This window comes from Agrobacterium pusense (assembly GCF_013285525.1).
Lineage (GTDB): Bacteria > Pseudomonadota > Alphaproteobacteria > Rhizobiales > Rhizobiaceae > Agrobacterium > Agrobacterium pusense.
Genome location: NZ_CP053857.1, coordinates 1,151,103 through 1,173,512, shown reverse-complemented (window position 1 = coordinate 1,173,512; position 22,410 = coordinate 1,151,103). Strand labels below are relative to the sequence as shown.

Genomic DNA, 22,410 nt, shown 5'->3' with positions numbered 1-22,410 from the left:
AACCATGCCAAGCGTCATTCGTCTACATCGCGTCTTCGCAACGAAACCCGAAAAGCTCTATCGCGCTTTCATCGAACCGGACGCGATTTCAAGCTGGCTCCCGCCATTCGGGTTCACCTGTACCGTTCATGAACTGAATGCGAAGGTCGGCGGCAATCACCGGATGTCTTTCCGAAATTTCACGACGGGCGACAGCCATTCCTTTGGCGGGACCTATGTTGAACTCGTACCCGGAGAGCGCCTTGTCTACACGGACCGCTTCGACGATCCCAACCTGCCCGGCGAGATGAAAGTCACGGTGAGCATGAAGGCAGTGGCATCCGGCACCGAAGTGAATATCGAACAGGAGGGCGTGCCGGATATCATTCCGGCTGATGCTTGTTATCTCGGCTGGCAGGAGTCACTGCGCAAGCTTGCCAAGCTCGTGGAACCCGAAATCACGCAATAGCGCGCGGCAATGTTCCAAATTGCGAGCGCATGATCTGCCTGCGCAGGGAGGACATGAACTCCCAGTTCCCCGAGGCTCCGGATCTGTCATCGCACGGATATCCGGGCCTCCTTCCTTTCCCCGCTGCTTGGGCAGGGCCTTGCAGCCCGTCCAGAACTAGAACGACCGTACAAAAGGCCGAAGTCTCGACACAGACATGTTGGCAGGCCTCTGGCCGGTCAGTCTTCGATAGGAAAGGCGAATCCGGCCTTCACGCGGTCCATGACGACCATTGTCTTGAACCCCTTGATGTCATGGTTTTCGTAAAAGAAGCGGCGGGTGAAGGCCTCGTAGTCCTCCATGTCCTTTGCCGTGATTACCAGAATGAAATCGGCATCGCCGGTGACATAATAGCCGATCATGACTTCGCGCGTCGCACGGATCGCCGCCTTGAAGCGATCGACGATGTCCGCGCGCTCCCGTTCCAGCGACACGAGGACGATCATGGTGATGCCCCGTCCCACGGCTTTGGGCGAGATGATCGCCACATCCGCCTCGATCACTCCCTCCTCCCGTAATCGCTTGAGCCGCCTCTGGCAGGCCGTCGGCGAGAGATTGACGATCCGCGCCAGCTCCTCCGACGTCAGACGGTTGTTCTTTTGCACGGCGTCAAGCAGCGCCCTGTCGGCTCGATCAATATTGGTCATGCAGAATTCCTGCGTATACGGGTAAAATTAGCATTATTTCTGCGTCAAGCAGGAAATAAATGCCGGAGATCGATCATGCAGCGACGCTAAGCTCCACGCAAATGAAAACGGAGCATATTCATGAAAGGTATTGCCAGCGCCGCGTTGAAGAACCTTCGCCGGCCCGATCTGATCGAGCACCGCGCCTTTTTGGACGGGGTATGGGTGGAGCGCAGCGAGGGGCTGAGCGTTATCGACCCAGCAGGCGGCGACCATCTCGTGGATGTGACCGCCTGCTCTCTCGATGATGTCGATTCCGCCATAGAGGCCGCCAGCGCAGCCTTCCTTCACTGGCGCGAGACGCTGCCAGTAGAACGCGGCGACATCCTGCGGAGCTGGGGCAGACTGATGCGCGACAATGCGCGCGATCTCGCCACTATCATCAGCGCCGAGCAGGGCAAGCCGCTGGAAGAATCGCTAGGGGAGATTTCCTACGCGGCCAATTTTCTCGACTGGTTCGCGAGCGAAGGCGAGCGATCCTATGGCGAGACAATACCGAGCCACCTGAAAGGTGGCAATCTCTCCGTACGGATGCAGCCGATCGGCGTAACGGCAGCGATCACGCCATGGAACTTCCCGTCAGCCATGATAGCCCGCAAGGCAGGAGCGGCCCTTGCCGCCGGTTGCACCATGATCGTCAAGCCGGCACCCGAAACTCCACTCTCGGCACTGGCTCTGGCAAAACTTGCGGAGGAGGCAGGCATGCCGGCCGGCGTATTGCAGGTACTGCCCGGTGAAGCCGCGCCTTTGGCGCGTCGTCTTCTGGAGCATACCGATGTGCGGGCGTTCTCCTTCACTGGCTCGACGGAGGTCGGGCGGCTGCTCCTTACCCAGTCGGCGGCAACCGTCAAGAAAGCGTCGCTGGAGCTGGGTGGTCATGCGCCCTTCATCGTATTTGGGGATTCTGATCTTTCTCAAGCGGTGGCGGGGTGCATCAGCGCCAAATTCGCTACATCTGGCCAGGACTGCCTGGCGGCAAATCGCATCTATGTTCAGCGAGCGCTCTATGACCGCTTCATCGATCAGTTTGCCGACGCAACTTCCAGACTGACCGTTGGCCACGGCCTTGAACCGGGCATCGACATTGGGCCGATGACACGGCCATCGGTCGCCGAAAAGTGCCGTCAGCAGATCGCACAGGCGCTCTCCGCCGGCGCGCGCCTCGTCTGCGGCGGGCAGGACAGTCCGCTCGGAGGCAATTTCGTAACGCCAACCGTGCTGGCTGATGTGACTGACGACATGCTGATCGCACGTGAGGAAACCTTCGGGCCTGTGGCCGCCATCCTTCCCTTCGATGATGAGAGTGAGGTCGTCCGCCGCGCCAATGCAACCGAGATGGGGCTTGCGGCCTATGTCTACACCAACGATCTGGGCCGGGCGATGCGCCTGACCGACCAGCTGGAATACGGCATGGTTGCCGTCAATACGCCGAAATTCACCGGTGCGCCAATTCCCTTCGGCGGCTGGAAACAATCCGGCCTCGGTCGCGAAGGCTCGCGCCACGGCCTGATGGAATATCTTGAACCCAAATATGTCTGCTTCGGCAATCTGGCTGCCTGAAAGGAACCCGCCTATGACCATCGACATCAAAAATATCGCGGAAATGGATCGAAATGCGGTTCTGCACCCCTTCACGCAGCTGAAAGACTTCGCCAGCGGCAAGCTCGGGGAACCGACCATCGTTGAAACCGGCAAAGGCATCCGCATTCAGGACGCGCACGGCAAGCAGTTGATCGATGGCTTTGCCGGTCTTTATTGCGTCAATGTCGGTTACGGTCGCACCGAGGTGGCGGAAGCCATTTCCCGTCAGGCCTATCGGCTCGCCTATTATCATTCCTACGCCGCCCACACGACCGACGAACTGGCGATCCTGTCCGACCGGCTGGTGAAGATGGCGCCCGGCAAGATGAGCAAGGTGTTTTACGGCATGTCCGGCTCGGACGCCAACGAGACCCAGGCCAAGCTCGTCTGGTATTACAACAATCTGCGCGGCAAGCCGGAGAAGAAGAAGATCATTTCCCGCGAGCGGGGATATCACGGCTGCAGCGTCGTTTCCGGTTCCATGACCGGCATGAGCTTTTATCACGACCACATGGACCTGCCGCGCGCTGGCGTGCTGCACACCGGCGTCCCCCACCATTATTGGGGCGCTGAAGCCGGTGAAACAGAACTGGAATTCTCAAAACGGCGCGCTGACGAACTGGAAGCGCTCATTCTGCGCGAAGGCCCCGACACAATCGGTGCCTTTATTGCCGAACCGGTGCTCGGCACGGGGGGCATCACGCCGCCACCGGAAGGCTACTGGCCAGCGATACAGGACGTTCTCAAAAAATACGATGTCCTGTTGATTGCCGATGAGGTGATTACCGGCTTCGGGCGTACAGGCTCCATGTTCGGCTCGCAACATTACGGCATCGAGCCGGATCTGATCACTGTCGCCAAAGGGCTGACATCAGCCTATTTCCCGCTCTCCGGCGCGATCGTAGGAGAGAAAGTCTATAAGGTGATGGAGGACGGCGCTGATCGCGTCGGCGCCTTCTCGCACGGCTACACCTATTCCGGACATCCCATCGGTGCGGCTGCGGCAAACGCCGTGCTTGATATCGTGGAAAAGGAAGACCTGCCGGGCAATGCGCGGGCCGTCGGCAACTATTTTCAGGAGCAGTTGAAGGCAAGGTTCGCACAGCTTCCAATCGTCGGCGAGGTGCGTGGCGTGGGCCTGATGGGCGCCATCGAATTCGTGGCGAACCGGGAAAAGAAGACACGTTTTGCACCGGGTCTTGCGGTTGGTGCGCGAGTTTCGAAGGCGGCACGCAATGGCGGCCTTATTGCGCGGGCCATGCCGCATGGCGATATTCTGGGCTTTGCACCGCCGCTCGTCACGACGAAGGCGGAGGTGGACGAGATCATCGCCATCGCCGAAGCCGCCGTCCGCAGCGTCATGGATGATCTGGTCCAGGCTGGCGAAAAAATCTGATCACCAGCCAGCGTTTACCGGACCCGGGAACTGCACGTCCGGACAGCAGGGAGATGACGATTGCGCCTGTTTTGGATGCAATTGTCATCCACGCTGCATAAGGCTTCATCTTTTCGCCGAACCGTGCATAATGTCATGAAATCATCTTCGTCTAAAACGAGACAATTTCATGCGCCGTCAAGCCAATCCGCTCAGCCTCGATCCGGTTCACGCAACGAAACCGGTGGCATGGCGGCCAGTTCTCGCCAAGCAGAAGGGCGAAACGAAACATTCGGCACTGACCGAACGCATCATCGCCGATATCGACGCCGGCCTTCTGAAGCCGATGGACCGCATGCCGACCCATCGCGACCTCGCCCGTGAACTCGGCCTTTCCGTCCAGACCGTCAGCCTCTCCTACAAGGAGGCCGAGCGGCTGGGCTATCTCAGCGGCGAAATCGGCCGAGGCACCTTCGTGAAGACACGGGTGACGGACCGGGCGGGCCGCATGATGCTCGACCACAGCCCGACTGAGGTCCTCGATCTCTCCATTATCCGCGGCGTCTATCTCGACGAGCATGAAAACGCCTCACGCGCCATCCTTCGTGAATTGGCCGATGGTGACAATTCGGGTTTCATGCGCCCCTGCCGGCCGGTGGCCGGCCTCGACAGCCACCGGGAAACCGCCCGAACCTGGCTCACCATGATGGGCGTGACCGCCGGTGCGGAACGTATCCTCGTTACTAACGGCGCAGCCCACGGCATTTTCCTTGCCCTGAGCTGCATCATTCGATCGAACGACGTGGTTCTCTGCGAGAACCTCACGGACCACGGCATTATCGGCCTGTCGAACATCCTCGGCTTCAGTCTCAAGGGCCTGCCGACCGATGAAGAGGGCGTTTTACCGGACGCGCTGGAGGCCGCTTGCGCAGCCGGAGGTGTGCGAGCGCTGGTGCTCATTCCGACCCTCAACAATCCCACGGGGCATGTGTCTGGCCCAGCGCGACGGCAGGCGATCGCCGCGATCGCTGAACGTTATGGCATCTTTGTCATTGAGGACGAAGTCTATCGCCCGATCATCGAGGATGATCTGCCATCCATCACTGAAATGCTGCCTGATCTCGGCTTTTTCGTCACCAGCTTCACGAAAGCGGTCCTGACGGGGCTGCGCGTCGGCTATCTTGTCGTGCCGCCGGCCTACTCCATCCGCGCCGCGTCCATCCTGCGGGTGTCGAGCTGGAGCGGAACCTATCTCACCGCAGAAATAGCGACGCGCTGGGTCGAAAACGGCACTGCCTTGCGGCTGCTGGATGTGCAGCGCGCCGAAGCGCGGGCGCGGCAGAAAATTGCCGTGGATATCTTAGGCCAGCATATCGCCTCGACCCATCCCCTTTCCTTCTGCGCGTGGCTGAAGGTTCCGCCGCGCTGGACGGAGGACGGCCTTGTACGCGCGCTGACGAACCAGAATGTCGCGGTTACTCCATCAGAACCATTCATTGCCGGTCCCGGCCATGGCGGCGGCATCCGCATATGCCTCGGCGGCCGCCTCAACCATGCGAGCCTTATCAAGGCTTTGACCACGGTGCGACAGACCTTCGAGCAACTGCCGCCGGTCTACGATATCGGTTCGATCGGCTGAGGCTGCCACCCGAAATCATTGAATCATTACAATATAATAATTGACATGATTTTACTTCGCTCACAACATGACAATCATGAAGAGCGAAAACCTTTCCATATCGACGTACAAGAACCCGCTGCCGGTCTCACTGGAAGCGATCGAGCAGGCTGCGGTGCGGCTTGAGGGAAGGATTGAGCGAACACCATTGGTTCGCTCGGACAATCTTTCGAAACGCGTTGGTTATCCCGTTCATCTGAAGCTTGAAATCCTTCAGCCTATCGGCGCCTTCAAGCTGCGCGGCGCGATGAACGCCGTTCTCTCTCTTGACGACGAGACGCGCCAGCGGGGCCTCGTCACCGCCTCCACCGGCAATCATGGCCGGGCGGTGGCCTATGCGGCAGAGAAACTGGGTATTCCTGCCACGATCTGCATGTCGGCGCTGGTGCCGGCAAACAAGGTGGAGGCGATCCGCGCGCTTGGCGCAGAGATCCGCATCGTTGGCAGGTCGCAGGATGACGCGCAGGAGGAAGTGGAGCGGCTGACCAAGAGCGGCGGGCTCACCGCTATCCCGCCGTTCGATCATGCCGACGTCGTGGCTGGCCAGGGCACGATTGGCCTCGAAGTCATTGAAGACATGCCAGACCTCAAGACAATTGTCATTCCTCTCTCGGGCGGCGGTCTCGCGGGCGGCATCGCCGTCGCGGTTAAGGCGCTGAAGCCGGAGGCGCGGGTCATCGGCATTTCCATGGAGCGAGGTGCGGCCATGCATGCGTCGGTCAAAGCCGGCCGGCCCGTCTCGGTCCAGGAGGAAGAGACGCTGGCGGATTCGCTTGGCGGCGGGATCGGACTGGCGAACCGTGTGACCTTTGCGCTTTGCCAGGCATTGCTTGATGACATCGTGCTGGTTTCCGAAGACGAGATCGCAGCAGGCATCCGCCATGCGGCGCACGAGGAAGGCCTGACAGTGGAAGGCGCAGGCGCCGTAGGCTTCGCTGCCGTGGTGGCGGGCAAGGTCAACATCAGCGGCCCGACCGCGATCATCGTATCGGGCGGAAACATCGATCCGGCGCTCCACAAGACTATCATCGACGGGGGAGCCGCATGAGCCGCATCACCATCCTGACCGAAAAAGAACTGCGCGCCGTCGTTAAGCTCGACCTTTCCGCGGTCAACTGCGTGGAGCAGGCCTTTGCCGCCCTTGCCACCAAAGCTGTCGCCATGCCGCCGATCCTCCGGCTCGATATTCCCGAATTTCGCGGCGAAGTGGATGTTAAGACTGCCTATGTGCCGGGTTTCGACGGCTTTGCGATCAAGGTCAGCCCCGGCTTCTTCGACAATCCGAAGCTTGGTCTGCCAAGCCTCAACGGGCTGATGATCCTTTTCAGCGCAAGGACCGGGCTGGTGGAGACCCTGCTTCTCGACAACGGTTATCTTACCGATGTGCGCACCGCTGCGGCTGGCGCAGTCGCGGCGCGGCACATGGCGCGAAAGGACGCGTCCGTCGCGACCATTTTCGGGGCGGGCATGCAGGCGCGTCTGCAGCTAGAGGCTTTGACGCTGGTGCGGTCGATTAAAGCTGCGCGGATATGGGCACGAAACCATGACAAGGCTGAGAAGCTCGCTAGCGATTTTGCGAGCGAGCACGGCATCGAAGTGTCCGCCGTGGCCGATCCAGAGGCAGCAGTGCGAAACGCTGACATCATCGTCACCACGACACCGGCCGAAAAGCCAATCCTGCAAGCCGACTGGCTGCAACAAGGCCAGCATCTGACCGCAATGGGATCGGATGCCGAACACAAGAACGAGATCGATCCCGCCGTATTCGCCAAGGCGGTCTATGTCGCGGACCGGCTGTCGCAGACCCGCATTCTCGGGGAGCTGCATCACGCCATTGCCGCCGGTCGCATTGCGGCAGATCAGTCTTTCGCCGAGCTTGGGGACGTGATTGCCGGCAAGTCACAGGGCCGCCTCTCGAACGAAGACATCACCTTTGCCGATCTGACCGGCACCGGCGTGCAGGACACAGCCATCGCCAATCTCGCCTTTGCCCGCGCTAAAGACGTGGGCAGCGGCCAAGTCATCGAAAACAGCGTAAAAATGGGAGACGCAGCGTGAGTGTAACGCTGAACTTTACGCGCGAGGAATATGCCGCGCGCCTGGCTAAAACCCGTAAAGCCATGGAAAGTGCCGGTATCGACCTGCTTGTCGTCACCGACCCGTCCAACATGCATTGGCTGACGGGTTATGACGGCTGGTCCTTCTACGTCCACCAATGTGTGCTGGTGCCGCCGGAAGGAGAGCCGATCTGGTACGGTCGCAAGCAGGATGCCAATGGAGCCAGGCGCACGGCATACCTCGCCCACGACAATATCATCGGCTATCCCGATCACTATGTTCAATCGACCGAACGGCACCCGATGGACCTGTTGTCTGAGATCATCGAGGAACGGGGCTGGTCCAGCCTGACGGTCGGCGTCGAGATGGACAATTATTATTTCTCGGCAGCAGCCTTTGCATCGCTGAACAAACATCTGCCAAACGCACGCTTCAAGGATGCCGCCGGCCTCGTGAACTGGCAGCGTGCTGTCAAAAGCCCGACCGAGCTCGACTACATGCGCAAGGCAGGCAAGATCGTCGAACTGATGCACAAGCGCATTGTCGACGTCGTTGAACCGGGCATGCGCAAATGCGATCTCGTGGCCGAAATATACGATGCCGGCATTCGTGGTACCGCCGAATTTGGTGGCGACTATCCCGCCATCGTGCCGCTCCTTCCTTCCGGTGCCGACGCCTCCGCGCCGCATCTGACATGGGACGACAAGCCAATGCGCTCGGGCGAAGGCACCTTCTTCGAAATCGCAGGCGCGTACCGTCGTTATCATTGCCCGCTGTCACGCACCGTCTTTCTCGGCAAGCCGACACAGGCATTCCTCGACGCAGAGAAGGCAACGCTCGAGGGCATGGAGGCCGGTCTTTCCGCAGCCAAGCCCGGAAATACCTGCGAAGACATCGCCAATGCCTTTTTTGCCGTGTTGAAAAAATACGGGATCATTAAGGACAACCGCACCGGCTATCCGATCGGACTTTCTTATCCGCCTGATTGGGGCGAGCGCACCATGAGCCTCCGCCCCGGCGACCGCACAGAGCTGAAACCCGGCATGACGTTCCATTTCATGACCGGCCTGTGGCTGGAAGACATGGGGCTCGAAATCACCGAGAGCATCGCAATCACTGAAACCGGTGTCGAATGCCTTTCCAATGTGCCGCGGCAACTCTTCGTGAAGGGCTAAGACGATGTTGAAGACCGCGCTTCGCCCCTCCCCGATCACGCCTTCCGTCGATTTCGACGCCAAGGGCGTGCAACACGGTCATTTGCGGCTGCCCTACAGCCGCGATGACAGTGCCTGGGGCTCGGTGATGATCCCGATCTGCGTTATCGCTAATGGTGAGGGGCCGACCGCCCTTCTGACCGGCGCCAATCACGGCGATGAATATGAGGGGCCGGCGGCGCTTTTCGAACTCGCCCAGACGCTCGATCCGGCCGAAGTGAAAGGCCGCATCATTATTGTCCCAGCACTCAACTACCCGGCCTTTCGCGCAGGTACACGCACCTCACCCATCGACCGGGGAAACCTCAACCGCAGCTTTCCCGGCCGACCTGACGGTACCGTCACAGAGAAGATCGCCGACTACGTCACCCGTCATCTGATACCGCTTGCGGATGTCGTTCTCGATTTTCATTCCGGCGGCAGGACGCTTGATTTCCTGCCCTATGCAGCGGCGCACGAGTTGCCCGACAAAACTCAGGAAAGCCGTTGCTTTGATGCCGTGGCCGCTTTTGCTGCCCCCTATTCGATGAAGATGCTGGAAATCGACGCCGTCGGCATGCTGGACACGACGGTCGAGGAAATGGGCAAGGTCTTTGTCACCACCGAACTCGGCGGGGCCGGCACGGCGAGCGCGAAATCGATCAATATCGCCCGCAGGGGCACCATCAATCTGCTGCGCCATGCGGGTATATTGGCCGGTTCGCCCATTCCCGCGCCAAGCCGCTGGCTGGATATGCCCTCCAGTGATTGCTTCACTTTTGCTGAAGACGACGGTCTCGTTGTCTTCGTTCGCGATCTGGGAGACGCGGTCACGGCAGGTGAAACAATCGCGCGGGTCTATCCGATTGGCAAAACCGGCCTCGCGCCTGTCGATTACCGCGCCTCCATCAGTGGTGTGCTTGCCGCGCGCCACGTTCCCGGCCTTATCAAGGCTGGAGACTGCCTTTCCGTCATCGCCACGGTCACGGAGAACACCTAGCCAGAAGAAACACCGTGAGATCCGAAAACGGACCACGCAACCCAACCAGAGGAGTTAGAACATGCGTATGACAAGACTTGCCGGCCTTTCCGCCCTCGCCCTTACTATCGGCGTGACGTCAGCCAGCGCGCTCACCGTCGAAGAAGTCAAAAGCCAGGGCTATATACGGGCCGCCACGGCCAATGAGGTGCCCTATTCCTACATGCAGCCGGATGGAACCTCCGCCGGCATCGGCCCGGATGTGGCCAATGCGGTTCTGAAATCGATGGGCATCGAAGAAGTCAACTGGACGGTGACGCCCTTTGGCACGCTGATCCCCGGCCTCAAGGCCCGTCGCTTCGATTTTGCGGCCGCGGAACAGAACATCTCGCCCGAGCGCTGCAAGCAGGTTGCCTTTACCGAGCCGAACTCCTCCTATGGCGAAGGCCTGCTGGTGAAAAAGGGTAATCCGAAAAAGCTGACCACCTACGCCGATATCGCAAAGGACCCTTCGTTGAAGGTGGCCGTCGTGTCGGGCGCGAACAATGTCGACTTCCTGCGCGCCGTTGGCGTGAAGGAAGAACAGATCGTCTTCATCCCAGCCAATGCCGATGCCATCCCAACCGTGCAGAGCCGCGCCGACGCCTATGCGGCAACGGAGTTGACGGTTTCGGAACTCGCCAAGGGTCAGGCCAATGTCGAACAGGTCGAACCTTTCACCGATCCGGTCGTGAAGGATGCGCCGGTACGAAACTATGGCGGTTTCGCTTTCCGCCCGGAAGACAAGGAGCTGCGTGACGCCTTCAACGCTGCCCTGGTCGAATTCCGCAAGACCGACGACTACAAGAAAATCCTCGCCAAATACGGCCTCTCCGAACAGAGCATCGCGGCAGCGGCCGAAAAGAAGGTCGCCGATCTCTGCGCCGGCAAATAATGCCAGCCGGCGCCCGGGCATAACCGGGCGCCGTTCCTCGGGAATTCGGGAAAACTCCAGATGGACATGACTGCCTATCTGCCGATGTTATGGCAAGGCGCCGTCGTCACCATGACGATTACGGTGGCAGCACTTGTCGTCGGCACCGTGCTCGCCTTCTTCTTCGGCATTCTGCGGGTCGAGGGCGGACCGATCCTGTCGGCAATCGCGCTCTGTTATACGGAAGTGTTCCGCGGCACCTCGCTGCTGGTTCAGCTTTTCTGGTTTTATTATGCCCTGCCGCTGGTCGGACTGAGCTTCGATCCGATCACGACAGGCGTGCTGGTGCTTGCCGCCCACGCTGGCGGCTACGGCGCGGAAATCGTTCGCGGCGCGCTGTCCTCCGTCTCGGTGCAGCAGCTGGAAGCCGCACGCGCGCTGAACTTCACACGCATGCAGACGCTTTTTCGCATTTCCTTGCCACAGGCGATCGTTGAAATGATGCCGGCTTTCGGGAATCTGGCCATCGAGACACTAAAGCTTTCCTCGCTCGTCTCGTTGATCTCGATTGCCGATCTCACCTTCGCAGCGCAGTCGATCCGCAACCTGACGCTGGACAGCGCCAGCATCTATTCGGTCACGCTGCTTTGTTACTTCGCGATGTCGCTGATCCTGATGGTCGTCATCCGGGTGATCGAACGCTTCGTGCGGCGCGGCAATGTCTTCCCGCGCACGCGCCATTCGTAAGGATATCTTCTCATGATGTATGGTTACGAATGGGACACGACGACCTGGCTTACCTACACGACCTCCATCCTGCCCATCATCCTGATCGGCCTGACCGTGACGCTGAAGGCAGCCGCCGCCGGTTTTGCCATCGCACTGGTTCTGGGACTTGTCTTTGCGCTGCTGCGCCGCAGCCGGGTAAAGATGATTTCCTGGCCGACTGCGCTGGTTGTCGAATTCCTGCGCGATACGCCGCTTCTGGTGCAGCTGTTCTTTCTTTATTATGTGCTTCCGGATTTCGGCATCATCTTGCCCGCGTTTCTGACCGGCGCGCTGGCGCTCGGCCTGCAATATGCGGCCTATACTTCCGAGGTCTATCGCGGCGGCATAGAGGCGATACACCATGGCCAATGGGAGGCGGCGACCGCGCTTAACCTGACGCGCATGCAAACCTATCGCGATATCATCATTCCCCAGGCCATTCCGCGCATCGTCCCAGCCATGGGCAACTATCTCGTTGCCATGATCAAGGAAACGCCGGTGCTATCAGTCGTCACGGTTCTCGAGATGATGGGGCTTGCCAATATGATCGGCGAACGCACCTTCGAATATCTGGTGCCGCTGACGCTTGTCGGCCTGATCTTCCTCCTTCTGACCATAATCTGCTCGGCAGGCCTCAGCCGCCTGCAAAGGGCGCTCCCAAAAGCAGGAATACCCTTGCGATGACCAACACCACCAATCAATCGCTGATCGAGTTTTCCGACGTCACGAAACGCTTCGGCATCCTGACGGTGCTCGACCAGTTCAATTTCAGCGTGGCGAAGGGTGAAAAAGTCACCCTCATCGGCCCTTCCGGCTCCGGCAAGTCGACAGTCCTGCGCATTCTCATGACACTCGAACCCTTCCAGGAGGGAAAACTGACGCTGGCTGGCATGTCCTATCATGAGCCGGGAGGCAAGGGGGCCTTCATGGCCTCGGAAAAACACCTGCGCCAGATCCGCAACCACGTCGGCATGGTTTTCCAGAGCTTCAATCTCTTTCCGCATATGACCGTGCTGCGCAACATCGTGGAGGCGCCGGTGCGTGTTCTGGGTATCGCCCGTGGAGAGGCTGAGGCGCGTGCGATCGAACTGTTGAAAATGGTGGGGCTTGCGGACAAGAAAGATCATTACCCGGTTCAGCTTTCCGGCGGACAACAGCAGCGTGTCGCCATCGCCCGCTCGCTCGCCATGCGCCCGCGTGTATTGCTTTTCGATGAGCCGACCTCGGCGCTGGACCCGCAGCTGGTGGGCGAAGTGCTCTCCGTCATCCGCGATCTCGCGCATGAGCACGATCTGACGATGCTGCTTGTCACCCACGAAATGCGCTTTGCCCGTGAGGTATCGGACAGGGTCTGCTTCTTCGACAAGGGGCGCATCTGCGAACAGGGAAAGCCGGAGGAAATTTTCGGAGAGCCGAAAGAAGAGCGGACCCGCGAGTTTCTCTCTTCGGTTTTGCGGTAAACATGGTTGCCCATAAAAAGCCGACTACGAAAAGCGTCCGCGTTCTCGCACCGTGCCACCGACCGCTGCCATTCTTCACCACGTATCGTAACAGGCGCGCGCACCACCGGCCTTGGTGTAGATTGGCTTTTCCCAATCGGTGATTTCACGCGGTTCGGGGATTTTGAATTCCCGTTACCCTGCGATCATGTCCAGATGCTTTCCGGCGTCAGGATTTCAAAAGGCACGATCCGCTGTTCGACGGAAGACGAATCCGCGTTCTCGATGCGCCGCAACATCACGTCGATCAATTGTTGCGGCATCCTGTCGAGGGGCAGTGGCAGCGAAGCGGTAATCAGCCCCTCATTCAAGCCTTTGCGCGTTTCCGGGCCGATATCGTTGCAGACGATCTTTATGCCGCGCTGTTTCTCCGCAGGCAGCTCCCTGAGCGCCCGCAAGACGCCCGATATGCCGCCGCCATTGATATATATCCCCCTGAGTCCTGGTTCGGCAGCAATGATGTCCCGAATGACGGCATAGGCATTTTCCGGCTCTTCATGGGTCAGCAGTGTTTCCGCTACCTGCAGTTCCGGCGTGTTCTCGCGCATGTAAGAACGGAAACTGGCATCTGAAACATCCTGGCACTGATAACGGTTGCTGCCGATCAGGGGCACGACCACCCCCTCGCCTTTCACGGTCTGACTGAGGAACCAGGCGGCCGTCCGGCCGCGTTTCCAGCTGTCGGTTCCGACAAAACCCGCCCGACTCGCCGCTGACAGATCGGACACATAGGTCACCACGGGAACACCTTTGCTCCGCAACTCATCAATGGCCTGGCTCACCAGCGGGTGATCGGCAGTCACAACCGCAACTGCGTTGCAGGACTGCCCCATCTTCAGGAGATTGGCGGAAACGGCCTCCGGTGAAAGATCGTCCTCAAAAACCACGTCTGGCTCGATGACGCTTTCCAGCCTCTGATGTGCGGCAGTGACGATCCCTTCTCCCCAAAGGCGGTAAAGCGGCCGGTGGGATTGCTGCAGCAGGAAGCCCAGCCTGTAATGTGGCAAGGCCTCACGCCTTCGGTCCTTGATGGTGCCCAGACCATAAAAACCGATCTCCTGCGCCGCCTTGAGAATCTGATCGATCGTATCCTGACGTACGGCGCTCGAACCGTGCAGCAGCCGGTTGACAGTGGAGATGCTGACGCCCGCGGCTCTCGCAAGATCGGCAATGGTGGGTCGATTCATGGCGCCCTCAATCGTATCATTCATGAATGACATGAAATGATATTAAATGCAACACAAAATGAAATATAAATTCCATTTCCGTGAAAATGAAAGATATAAATCAGCCTGTCATTCAGGCCCATCGGGAGGATGGGCGGGGAGGAAGCAATGGCATTTTCCAGGAAATCTTTCGCGATACGAACCGTGTCGCTTGTGATGGCGTCCAGTGCCTTTGCGGCCATCCGCCCTCGCCATCCAGTCGAGACATAAGAAGGATCAAGATCGATGAAAATCGCCATCGACCCCCACATGCACCGTTTCACCAGCCTCGATGAGCTGCCCGCCAAAGTTAAGGAGCTCGGTTACGACTGGATCGAACTCAGCCCGCGCGCCGATTTCCTCGAATGGTTCAAGGCGCCGCGCGTGTTTCCCGAACGTATCAGATCCTTCAAGAAGGCTTTGAAAGAGGCCGATGTCGGCATCGCCGCGCTGCTGCCAATGTATCGTTGGGCCTCCAATGATGAAACCGAGCGGCAGGCAGCGGTCAAACACTGGAAACGCGCTATCGAGATCGCAATCGAACTTGAGGTCGACACGATGAACTCGGAGTTCGGCCGCGGACCACATCCCGACAAGGGCTCATGTTATTGCTGCCATACCGGTTCGATGATCGAGGCCTGCGAGGATGCATGGTGGCGCTCGATGGAAGAGCTGGTACCGATCTTCGAGCGCGAGAACATCAGCCTGCATGTCGAGCCGCATCCGGAAGACTGGTGCGAAACGCTGCAGCCGGCGCTTGATATCATCCGCACGGTCAACTCCAGGAACGTCAAATTCCTCTATTGCGCGCCACACACCTTCTATTTCGGCGACGACACCAAGGCGATGCTTCGGGAAGCCAAGGACGTGCTGGCCCATGTGCATGTGGGCGACACCTTCAACCACAGGGCAAGTTCTGGGCTCCGCTACATTCTCAACCCGCCCGGTACACAGGCAAGGGTGCACCAGCACCTGAATATCGGTCAGGGCGAAGTGCCATGGGACGACTTCTTCGGCACGCTCGCTGAAATCGGTTTCGATGGCATCATGACCTCCTGCGTCTTCGCCTGGGAAGACAGGGCGGATGAATCGAGCCGGTTCATGCGCGCCAAGATGCAGGACTATATCGACCTCTATTTCAAGAAATAACGCGAAAAACCGGTGCCGGTGCCCAGGCAGAACCTGCCTCTGGCTACGCCCTTCGAAACATCCGACGGAAAGACGATCGACATGATCAATGGAGAAAGACTGATTTCGCGACCGCTGCGCTGGGCCATGGTGGGCGGCGGCCGCACGGGACAGGTAGGATACAAGCACCGCACCGGCGCCCTGCGCGATGGCAATTACCAGCTCGTCGCCGGCGCCTTCGACCTCGATGCCGAAATGGGCCGCGATTTCGGCGTCAATCTCGGCGTGGCGGCGGACCGCTGCTATCCAGATTACAGGGCACTGATAGCTGGCGAGACCGCGCGCAAAGACGGCATCGACGTCGTCTCCATCGCCACCCCCAACTTTACCCATTACGAGATCACCAAGGCCTGCCTTGAAGCCGGGCTGCACGTCATCTGCGAAAAACCGTTATTCTTCACCGTTGCAGAATGTGACGAGGTGGCGCGGCTGGCCGAACAGAAGGGACTGATCGTCGGCGTCACCTATGGCTATACCGGCCATCCGCTGGTGCACCAGATGGCGGCCATGGTCAAAAAGGGGATGCTGGGCGATATCCGCATCGTCGATCTGCAATATACCCACGGCTTCAATGCCGGCGACGATGTGGGCGCAGGCGAGGCCGTCAAATGGCGCACCAATCCCCGTACCGCCGGCCCGACCTTCGTGCTCGGCGACATCGGTACGCATCTCTATTATCTCTCGGAAATCGTGCTGCCGCACATGAAGGTGGAACGCCTGCTTTGCGACCGGAAGGCCTTCATCCCGACGCGGGCGCCGCTGGAGGACCATGCGACGGTTCTCATGCACTACGATAATGGCGCACGCGGGCGTCTGTGGGTTTCTTCCGTCAATGCCGGCAATATGGGGTCGCAGCGTTACCGCTTCATCGGTTCCAGGGCGTCGCTTGAATGGTCTGATTCCCGTCCCGATCAGCTGATCTATCAGGTTCAGGGCGAGCCGGAGCGTATCCTGCATCACGGCATGCCGTATCTGGAAGAGGAGAGCCTTGCTATCGATCGGATGGGCGCCCTGCACACCGAAGGTCTCGGTGATAGCTGGTCGAACATCTACCTCTGGATCGCCCAGGCAATCGATGCGGCCAATCGCGGTGACAGGGCTTTTCTCAAGACCCATCACTATCCCGGCATCGCAGCCGGCACAGAAGGCGTTCGCTGGCTGGAAAACTGCGTCCGCTCGGCCGATGCCGGTGCCACCTGGGTCGATTTCGCATAATGGATTTAAGGGCGTTCCGGATCAATCCTCCTCCGGCTGGGTCAGCCTTCAAGTGAGGATTTCACCATATTCACGCAAGCGGACAGCCGGCCCTCCATCGTTGCCCTGCAAGCTGTCATCAACTGCTGAGACGTTGCACCGGGCTAGAGAACAGGCCGATGCCGCTACCGCCATGAGGATCAAATGACCAACCCGATCACCATCACCACCGCGCCCTGCTGCTGGGGCGTCGACGACGTCAAGAACCCGCATCTTCCCCATTGGGAAAGGGTGCTGGACGAAGCGAAAGCAGCCGGTTTCGGCGGTCTGGAACTCGGCCCCTACGGTTATCTGCCGCTCGACCTCAGGCGTGTTTCGCAGGCGCTGGATGAACGAGGCCTCAAGATCGTCGCCGGCACCATCTTCGACGATCTGGTCTCACCCGGAAATCGCGACAATCTGCTACGCCAGACTGAGGAGATCTGCGCGCTGATAACGCGCCTGCCAAAGCCGGAAACCCATGCGGGCCAACGCTTTTCCGCCCCCTATCTGACGGTGATGGACTGGGGCCATGACGAGCGTGATTATGCCGCCGGACACTCTGACCGCGCGCCACGTCTCGATAAAACCGCCTGGCGGGGCATGGTCGAGAACATCCGGGCCATCGCAACGCTCGCCCGGGACAAATATGGCGTGCGCGCCACCTTACATCCCCATGCCGGCGGCTACATCGAGTTTGCCGATGAGTTGCAGCAGATCGTTGAGGACATTCCCGCAGATCTTGCGGGTCTCTGCCTCGATACCGGCCATATGGCCTATTCCGGCATGGACCCCGTCGCCACGTTGCGCCGCTATTGGGATCGCGTCGACTACATTCATTTCAAGGATATCGACGCCGCGGTCTTTCAGGAAGTGATGGCGGAGCGCATCCGCTTCTTCGAGGCCTGCGCCAAGGGCGTGATGTGTCCGATAGGCCGCGGCTCGATCGACTATCCAGCCATCCGCAGCCTCCTGACCGAACTTGGTTATGGCGGCTATATCACCATCGAACAGGAACGCGACCCGAGAAATACAGGCAGCATTCTCGATGATCTGGCAGCCAGCAGGGCATTTCTTGCAAAAAGCGGCTTCTGAACCCGGAGGGCGCGGCCAGCGGCCGCGTCTCCCGTTTTCATACCATGGCTGCCTCAATCTTCAACGATCGTTCGATCATATGCGAGAGCCTTTGAAGCGAGAGACTATTCCCGCAACGTCCAATATCGGGACGCCATGAAAGGCCGGGGCTACCTGACGGCAGAGCCGGCTCTACGAACTAAACCTCGACAGGCTCGCGGACATCATCCAGCAGAAAGTGCACGATCACATAAGGCGTGGTATATTTTTGACCGCTATCCGACACGCTTTCGACACTGCCGCCATCGGAGGGATGCCACTTCTGGTAATGGGGATTATTGGCGATCAGCGTAATGGCCTTGCCCGCAAACCTGCCGTTCAACCGATAGCGAGCCTCGGCAAGCGGCCAAATTTTCTCGAAGTCCTGCTGGCTGATACGAACTTTCAAGGCCTTCCTGGAAATGGTTTTTCCCGGCGATCCATCCTCATGTGCCACCGGTGGAATATGCAAGTCGACCTCTTCCGCATCGTCCAGCAGAAAGGCAAATTCATCTGGCCACATCCGTCTCACGTATCGCTCCTCCCAAAGCTTAGCGCCCCACAGCATCCCCATGATAGCGCCTCAGCCGCTACAGGCAATGGCAGAGATGTGCTGTTCCGAACAGACGGAAGCCCCGAATGCGACCAAGGCCATTTTTGGCATCAGCGCCAAAGACGGCATAAGTTCAAGAATGACGGGAAAAGCTTCGATATCGAAGGCAAATTATGGCGGAGAGGGTGGGATTCGAACCCACGATACCCTTGCAGGTATGCCGCATTTCGAGTGCGGTGCATTCGACCACTCTGCCACCTCTCCGCATGCGCGAACGCTTGCGTTGCGCGCTTCTCATAACCATCAATGGCCGGGCTGACAAGCGGAATTTCGCGTTTGTGTCACAAATTATTCGTCTTGAACGAGCTCACGGAATGGGGTTGGAGTTTGATTGTTTTTGCCGATATTTACTGATGACACGCCTCGGATTTTGCCAGGCGCGTGTGATTGATCGATCGGGTCTACAGGCGCTGATAGCGCCGGAGGATGTCCATGATCCGGTCATCCTGCTCAGCATCCGGCAGGAGCGCCGGCTGTCGGCTGGCGCCGACGGAAGGGTCCTGGAGATAAAGCGAACGTTTCACCATGGCCGGCGCGAAACCGAGCGCATAGAGATCGGTGCGGAATGCCGCATAAATGGCCTGCTGGCGTTCGGCTTCGGCGATGTCGCCGGCGTTGAAAGCATCGAGAATGCCGGCGAGGACGTCCGGAAGTGCGTTGCCGAGACCGGAAATGCAGCCTGCCGCACCGTTCTGCAGCGACCACAGAACGAGATGGTCCGGGCCGGAATAGACCTCGAAGCCGGGCACGTCCTTCGCCACCCGAAGATAGGCTTCGAGCGTCTGCTGTGCACCGCCGGAATCCTTGATGCCGGCGATATTGCCGTGAGTGGCGAGTTTGCGGGCGGTTTCCGGTTCGATGTGGTTCTGGGTGCGGGCGGGAATGTCATAGAGATAGACCGGCGTGTCGACAGCGTCGGCCACCGTCGAGAAATGGCGGATCAGGCCATCCTGCGTACAGGCGATGAAGAAGGGCGTGATGACGGCGATGCCGTCGACACCAATACGGTCGAAGGATCTCGCGAGCTGCAAGGTTTCGAATGTGGCCGGCATGCCCGCATTCACGATGACCCTGGCGCGGCCGGCCACCTCATCCACCACCTCCTCCGTCAGCCGGATCTTTTCATCATGTGTCAGCGCGGTAAAATCGCCGTTGGTACCGGCGCACATGATGTTGTTGCCGGCGGCCACCTGGCGGCGCACCTGCGCACGCGTCGCCTCATAATTGATGGTTTCGTCTTCATTAAAACAGGTGACGAGCGCAACGAAGGCTTGTTTGCTCATGAAAGAACTCCGCTTGAATTTCCGGTGGCCTGGACAGGCGACGCAGCGTTATGCCCGGCCTCCCTACCAGGGTCGGGGTCGAGACTGGCTGAAAGAAGCGCGCGCGTGTAAGCCTCGCCCGGCGCTTCGAAAATCTGGCGGACGGTGCCGAATTCCACCACCTCCCCGCGCTGCATGACCATGACGTGATCGGCAAAATCCCGCACCACCGGCAGGTCGTGAGCGATGAAGATGAAAGAGAGGCCCATTTCGCGGCGCAGCTTGTCCAGCAGCGCAATGACCTGCGCCTGAACCGAAACGTCGAGTGCAGAAACCGCTTCGTCGCAGATGATCAGCTTCGGCTCCAGCGCTAGCGCCCGTGCAATAGCGATGCGCTGCCGCTGGCCGCCGGAAAACTGGTGCGGATACCGGCGCATATGATCCGGTGAAAGACCGACCTGCTGTAGCAACTCACCAACCCGTTCACGCCATTTCGCCCTCGGCACTATGTCCGGATGGATGACCCAGGCTTCGGAAATCAGCTGGAACACCGTCATGCGGGGATTGAGCGACTGGGTAGGGTCCTGAAACACCATCTGCAGATCGCGCCGAAGCGCATAAAGCTCCGCTGGCGACAGCCTGAACAGGTCACGCCCCTTCCAGACGGCGCTGCCGTCATCCGGCTCATCGAGCCGCAGCAGGATGCGGGCGAGCGTCGACTTGCCGGAACCGCTTTCGCCGACGACGGCGATGGTTTCTCCGGCCATCAGGTCGAAAGAGACACCTTTCAACGCCTCGAAGGCGCCGTAACGCTTGCGCACATTGCGCACGCTGAGCAATGGCTCACCCGTTGCGTTCGGCTCATGCATCTCGCCCCGGCCGGGGGCGGCGTTGATCAGCTTGCGGGTGTAGGGGTGCTGCGGATTGCTGTAAACCTCGCGAACGGTGCCGGCCTCTACCAGAACGCCCTTCTCCATCACCACGACCCGGTCGGCAATTTCGGCGACTACGCCGAGATCATGGGTAATGATGAGCACTGCCATGCCCGTTTCCCGCTGCAGTTCCCTGAGCAGCGAAAGCACTTCCGCCTGCACCGTCACGTCGAGCGCGGTGGTGGGTTCGTCGGCGATCAGAAGATCGGGGCGCAACGCCAGCGCCATGGCGATCATCACGCGCTGGCGCTGGCCGCCGGAAAATTCATGCGGATATTTCGTCAGCGCCCTGTCAGGATCGGGAATGCCCACACGCGCTATAAGCCGCCTCGCTTCCGCTTCTGCCGCGGCCTTGCCCACGCCATGCGTGGTCATTGCCTCCCGGATCTGCCAGCCAACAGTATAAACCGGGTTGAGATGGCTGAGCGGATCCTGAAAGATCATGGCGATGCGCCGGCCGTTGATCTCGCGGCGCGCCTCGGTCGGCATGGTCAGCAGGTCCTTGCCGTCGAGCAATATTTCTCCACCGCCGATGCGGCCGGGCGGCATGTCGATGAGGTTCATGATGGCCGACGAGGATACCGACTTGCCGGAACCGCTTTCGCCGAGGATCGCCAGCGTCTCACCTCGGTCGATATGGTAGGAGACATGCTTCACCGCATGCACGACACCGCTTACGGTGTGGAATTCCACGGAAAGATTGCGCACCTCGAGAAGATGGTCAGCCATTTTTACGGCCCTTCATTTCCAGCCGCCAGCGCTGCACCGGGTCGAGCGCGATGCGCAGCCAGTTGGACAGCAGGTTGAGCGACAGGGTGGTGAGAATGATGGCGAGCCCCGGCCAGAAGGACAGCCACCAGGCATTGGTTAGATATTGCCGCCCCTGCGAAATCATCAGGCCCCAGGTGATTTCCGGAGGCTGAATGCCGATGCCGAGGAAGGACAGCGCGCTTTCCGCGAGCATGACATAAGCGAAATCAAGCGTTGCCAAGGTCGTCAGTGTCGGCAGCACCACGGGCAGGATGTGGCGGAAGAGGATGCGTTTTCCCGAAGCGCCCATGACCCTTGCCGCCTGCACGAACATCCGTTCGCGCACCTCCAGCACCTCCGCCCGGGTGGTGCGGATATAAACGGGAATCCGTGTGATGGCGAGCACCAGCATCAGGTTGAGGATGGAGGAGCCCAGCAGATAAAGCACGATGACCGCAATCAGCAGCGATGGAAAGGACATGATCACATCCGCAAGCCGCATGATGATCTGGCCGGTGCGGCTGGAGGAAAAACCGGCGATGAGGCCGAGTACAGTTCCGGTGACGGCGGAGAGAAAAACCGCGCCGGCGGCGATCATCATCGTGTTTTGTGTGGCGGCGACGATGCGCGCGAGAAGCGGGCGGCCGAGTGCATCCGCCCCCAGCCAGAAATACCACTCGCGCTGCCAGTCGAACGGTGCAAGGTTGCGCCCGCGCAGGTTCTGTTTTGTCGCGAGATCGCCGAGCCAGGCCGGGCCGACAAAAGCGAGAATGACGACAATGACGAGAAAGATGGCCGCGCAGAGCGCAAACTTGTCTGCCCACAACATGCGCAGCATGCGGGTTGCGAAAGACGGTTCATCGATGATCTCAGTATCGGCGTTCATAAGGCTCATGG

Annotated in this window: 22 protein-coding genes and 1 tRNA gene; 15 read left to right on the top strand and 8 right to left on the bottom strand. The window is 59.6% G+C overall.

From position 1 onward, the window contains the following. Positions 1–4: 4 nt before the first annotated feature. Positions 5–448, top strand: a complete 444-nt coding sequence (locus tag HQN82_RS18990; RefSeq protein WP_004437482.1) for an SRPBCC family protein — start codon at positions 5–7, stop codon at positions 446–448. Between the two features lie 218 nt (positions 449–666). Here the strand turns inward: HQN82_RS18990 and HQN82_RS18985 are convergent, their stop codons facing one another. After that, the gene (locus HQN82_RS18985) at positions 667–1,134 is read right to left on the bottom strand and encodes an Lrp/AsnC family transcriptional regulator (protein ID WP_006699972.1); all 468 of its coding nucleotides are present in this window, start codon (positions 1,132–1,134) and stop codon (positions 667–669) included. Between the two features lie 120 nt (positions 1,135–1,254). Here HQN82_RS18985 and HQN82_RS18980 point away from each other — a divergent pair, with 120 nt between their 5' ends. From HQN82_RS18980 to ehuA, 11 genes are all read left to right on the top strand, one after another. Further along, entirely contained in the window at positions 1,255–2,733 is a 1,479-nt protein-coding gene (locus tag HQN82_RS18980) for an NAD-dependent succinate-semialdehyde dehydrogenase (RefSeq protein ID WP_173615582.1), read from the top strand. A 13-nt stretch (positions 2,734–2,746) separates the two neighbouring features. After that, positions 2,747–4,150: an aspartate aminotransferase family protein gene (locus HQN82_RS18975; protein ID WP_173615581.1), complete on the top strand. Its 1,404-nt coding sequence runs from the start codon at positions 2,747–2,749 to the stop codon at positions 4,148–4,150. Positions 4,151–4,319: 169 nt separating this feature from the next. Continuing rightward, complete coding sequence (gene ehuR, locus HQN82_RS18970; RefSeq protein ID WP_173615580.1) at positions 4,320–5,768, top strand: MocR-like ectoine utilization transcription factor EhuR; 1,449 nt, start codon at positions 4,320–4,322, stop codon at positions 5,766–5,768. A 67-nt stretch (positions 5,769–5,835) separates the two neighbouring features. Continuing rightward, positions 5,836–6,855, top strand: coding sequence for a hydroxyectoine utilization dehydratase EutB (gene eutB / locus HQN82_RS18965; RefSeq protein ID WP_173615579.1), 1,020 nt, complete (start codon positions 5,836–5,838; stop codon positions 6,853–6,855). Further along, a complete protein-coding gene (gene eutC, locus HQN82_RS18960; protein ID WP_173615578.1) occupies positions 6,852–7,865 on the top strand; it encodes an ectoine utilization protein EutC in 1,014 nt (337 codons plus the stop codon). Before eutB ends, eutC begins: the two co-directional genes overlap by 4 nt. Next, complete coding sequence (gene doeA / locus HQN82_RS18955; protein WP_173615577.1) at positions 7,862–9,040, top strand: ectoine hydrolase DoeA; 1,179 nt, start codon at positions 7,862–7,864, stop codon at positions 9,038–9,040. The genes eutC and doeA overlap by 4 nt, the downstream gene beginning before the upstream one ends. A gap of 4 nt (positions 9,041–9,044) precedes the next feature. Beyond that, complete coding sequence (doeB, locus tag HQN82_RS18950) at positions 9,045–10,058, top strand: N(2)-acetyl-L-2,4-diaminobutanoate deacetylase DoeB (RefSeq protein WP_173615576.1); 1,014 nt, start codon at positions 9,045–9,047, stop codon at positions 10,056–10,058. 61 nt (positions 10,059–10,119) lie between these two features. Beyond that, positions 10,120–10,971 (top strand): ectoine/hydroxyectoine ABC transporter substrate-binding protein EhuB, encoded by an 852-nt coding sequence (gene ehuB / locus HQN82_RS18945; RefSeq protein ID WP_142858824.1) that lies wholly within the window; start codon positions 10,120–10,122, stop codon positions 10,969–10,971. A 60-nt stretch (positions 10,972–11,031) separates the two neighbouring features. Then, complete coding sequence (ehuC, locus tag HQN82_RS18940; protein WP_035207452.1) at positions 11,032–11,697, top strand: ectoine/hydroxyectoine ABC transporter permease subunit EhuC; 666 nt, start codon at positions 11,032–11,034, stop codon at positions 11,695–11,697. Between the two features lie 12 nt (positions 11,698–11,709). Then, positions 11,710–12,402, top strand: a complete 693-nt coding sequence (gene ehuD, locus HQN82_RS18935; RefSeq protein WP_173615575.1) for an ectoine/hydroxyectoine ABC transporter permease subunit EhuD — start codon at positions 11,710–11,712, stop codon at positions 12,400–12,402. Continuing rightward, positions 12,399–13,178, top strand: a complete 780-nt coding sequence (gene ehuA, locus HQN82_RS18930) for an ectoine/hydroxyectoine ABC transporter ATP-binding protein EhuA (protein WP_173615574.1) — start codon at positions 12,399–12,401, stop codon at positions 13,176–13,178. The genes ehuD and ehuA overlap by 4 nt, the downstream gene beginning before the upstream one ends. Positions 13,179–13,363: 185 nt before the next feature. On the opposite strand, the gene HQN82_RS18925 is transcribed toward ehuA, so the two are convergent. Then, positions 13,364–14,404, bottom strand: coding sequence for a LacI family DNA-binding transcriptional regulator (locus tag HQN82_RS18925; protein ID WP_173615573.1), 1,041 nt, complete (start codon positions 14,402–14,404; stop codon positions 13,364–13,366). Between the two features lie 20 nt (positions 14,405–14,424). Further along, positions 14,425–14,682, bottom strand: coding sequence for a hypothetical protein (locus HQN82_RS18920; protein ID WP_173615572.1), 258 nt, complete (start codon positions 14,680–14,682; stop codon positions 14,425–14,427). On the opposite strand from HQN82_RS18920, the gene HQN82_RS18915 reads away from it, so the two are divergent. From HQN82_RS18915 to HQN82_RS18905, 3 genes are all read left to right on the top strand, one after another. After that, positions 14,669–15,571 (top strand): sugar phosphate isomerase/epimerase family protein, encoded by a 903-nt coding sequence (locus tag HQN82_RS18915; protein ID WP_100911310.1) that lies wholly within the window; start codon positions 14,669–14,671, stop codon positions 15,569–15,571. The two genes, HQN82_RS18920 and HQN82_RS18915, sit on opposite strands and share 14 nt — an antisense overlap. Before the next feature lie 81 nt (positions 15,572–15,652). Further along, a complete protein-coding gene (locus tag HQN82_RS18910) occupies positions 15,653–16,825 on the top strand; it encodes a Gfo/Idh/MocA family protein (RefSeq protein WP_173616012.1) in 1,173 nt (390 codons plus the stop codon). 183 nt (positions 16,826–17,008) lie between these two features. Further along, a complete protein-coding gene (locus tag HQN82_RS18905; RefSeq protein WP_035207450.1) occupies positions 17,009–17,938 on the top strand; it encodes a sugar phosphate isomerase/epimerase family protein in 930 nt (309 codons plus the stop codon). Positions 17,939–18,116: 178 nt separating this feature from the next. On the opposite strand, the gene HQN82_RS18900 is transcribed toward HQN82_RS18905, so the two are convergent. From HQN82_RS18900 to HQN82_RS18880, 5 genes are all read right to left on the bottom strand, one after another. Next, a complete protein-coding gene (locus tag HQN82_RS18900) occupies positions 18,117–18,479 on the bottom strand; it encodes a hypothetical protein (protein WP_034500166.1) in 363 nt (120 codons plus the stop codon). Between the two features lie 204 nt (positions 18,480–18,683). Further along, positions 18,684–18,773, bottom strand: a tRNA-Ser gene (locus HQN82_RS18895). A 197-nt stretch (positions 18,774–18,970) separates the two neighbouring features. Then, positions 18,971–19,852 (bottom strand): dihydrodipicolinate synthase family protein, encoded by an 882-nt coding sequence (locus HQN82_RS18890; RefSeq protein ID WP_173615571.1) that lies wholly within the window; start codon positions 19,850–19,852, stop codon positions 18,971–18,973. Beyond that, positions 19,849–21,492: an ABC transporter ATP-binding protein gene (locus tag HQN82_RS18885; RefSeq protein WP_173615570.1), complete on the bottom strand. Its 1,644-nt coding sequence runs from the start codon at positions 21,490–21,492 to the stop codon at positions 19,849–19,851. Before HQN82_RS18885 ends, HQN82_RS18890 begins: the two co-directional genes overlap by 4 nt. Beyond that, entirely contained in the window at positions 21,485–22,408 is a 924-nt protein-coding gene (locus HQN82_RS18880; protein ID WP_022563330.1) for an ABC transporter permease, read from the bottom strand. Before HQN82_RS18880 ends, HQN82_RS18885 begins: the two co-directional genes overlap by 8 nt. Positions 22,409–22,410 lie beyond the last annotated feature (2 nt).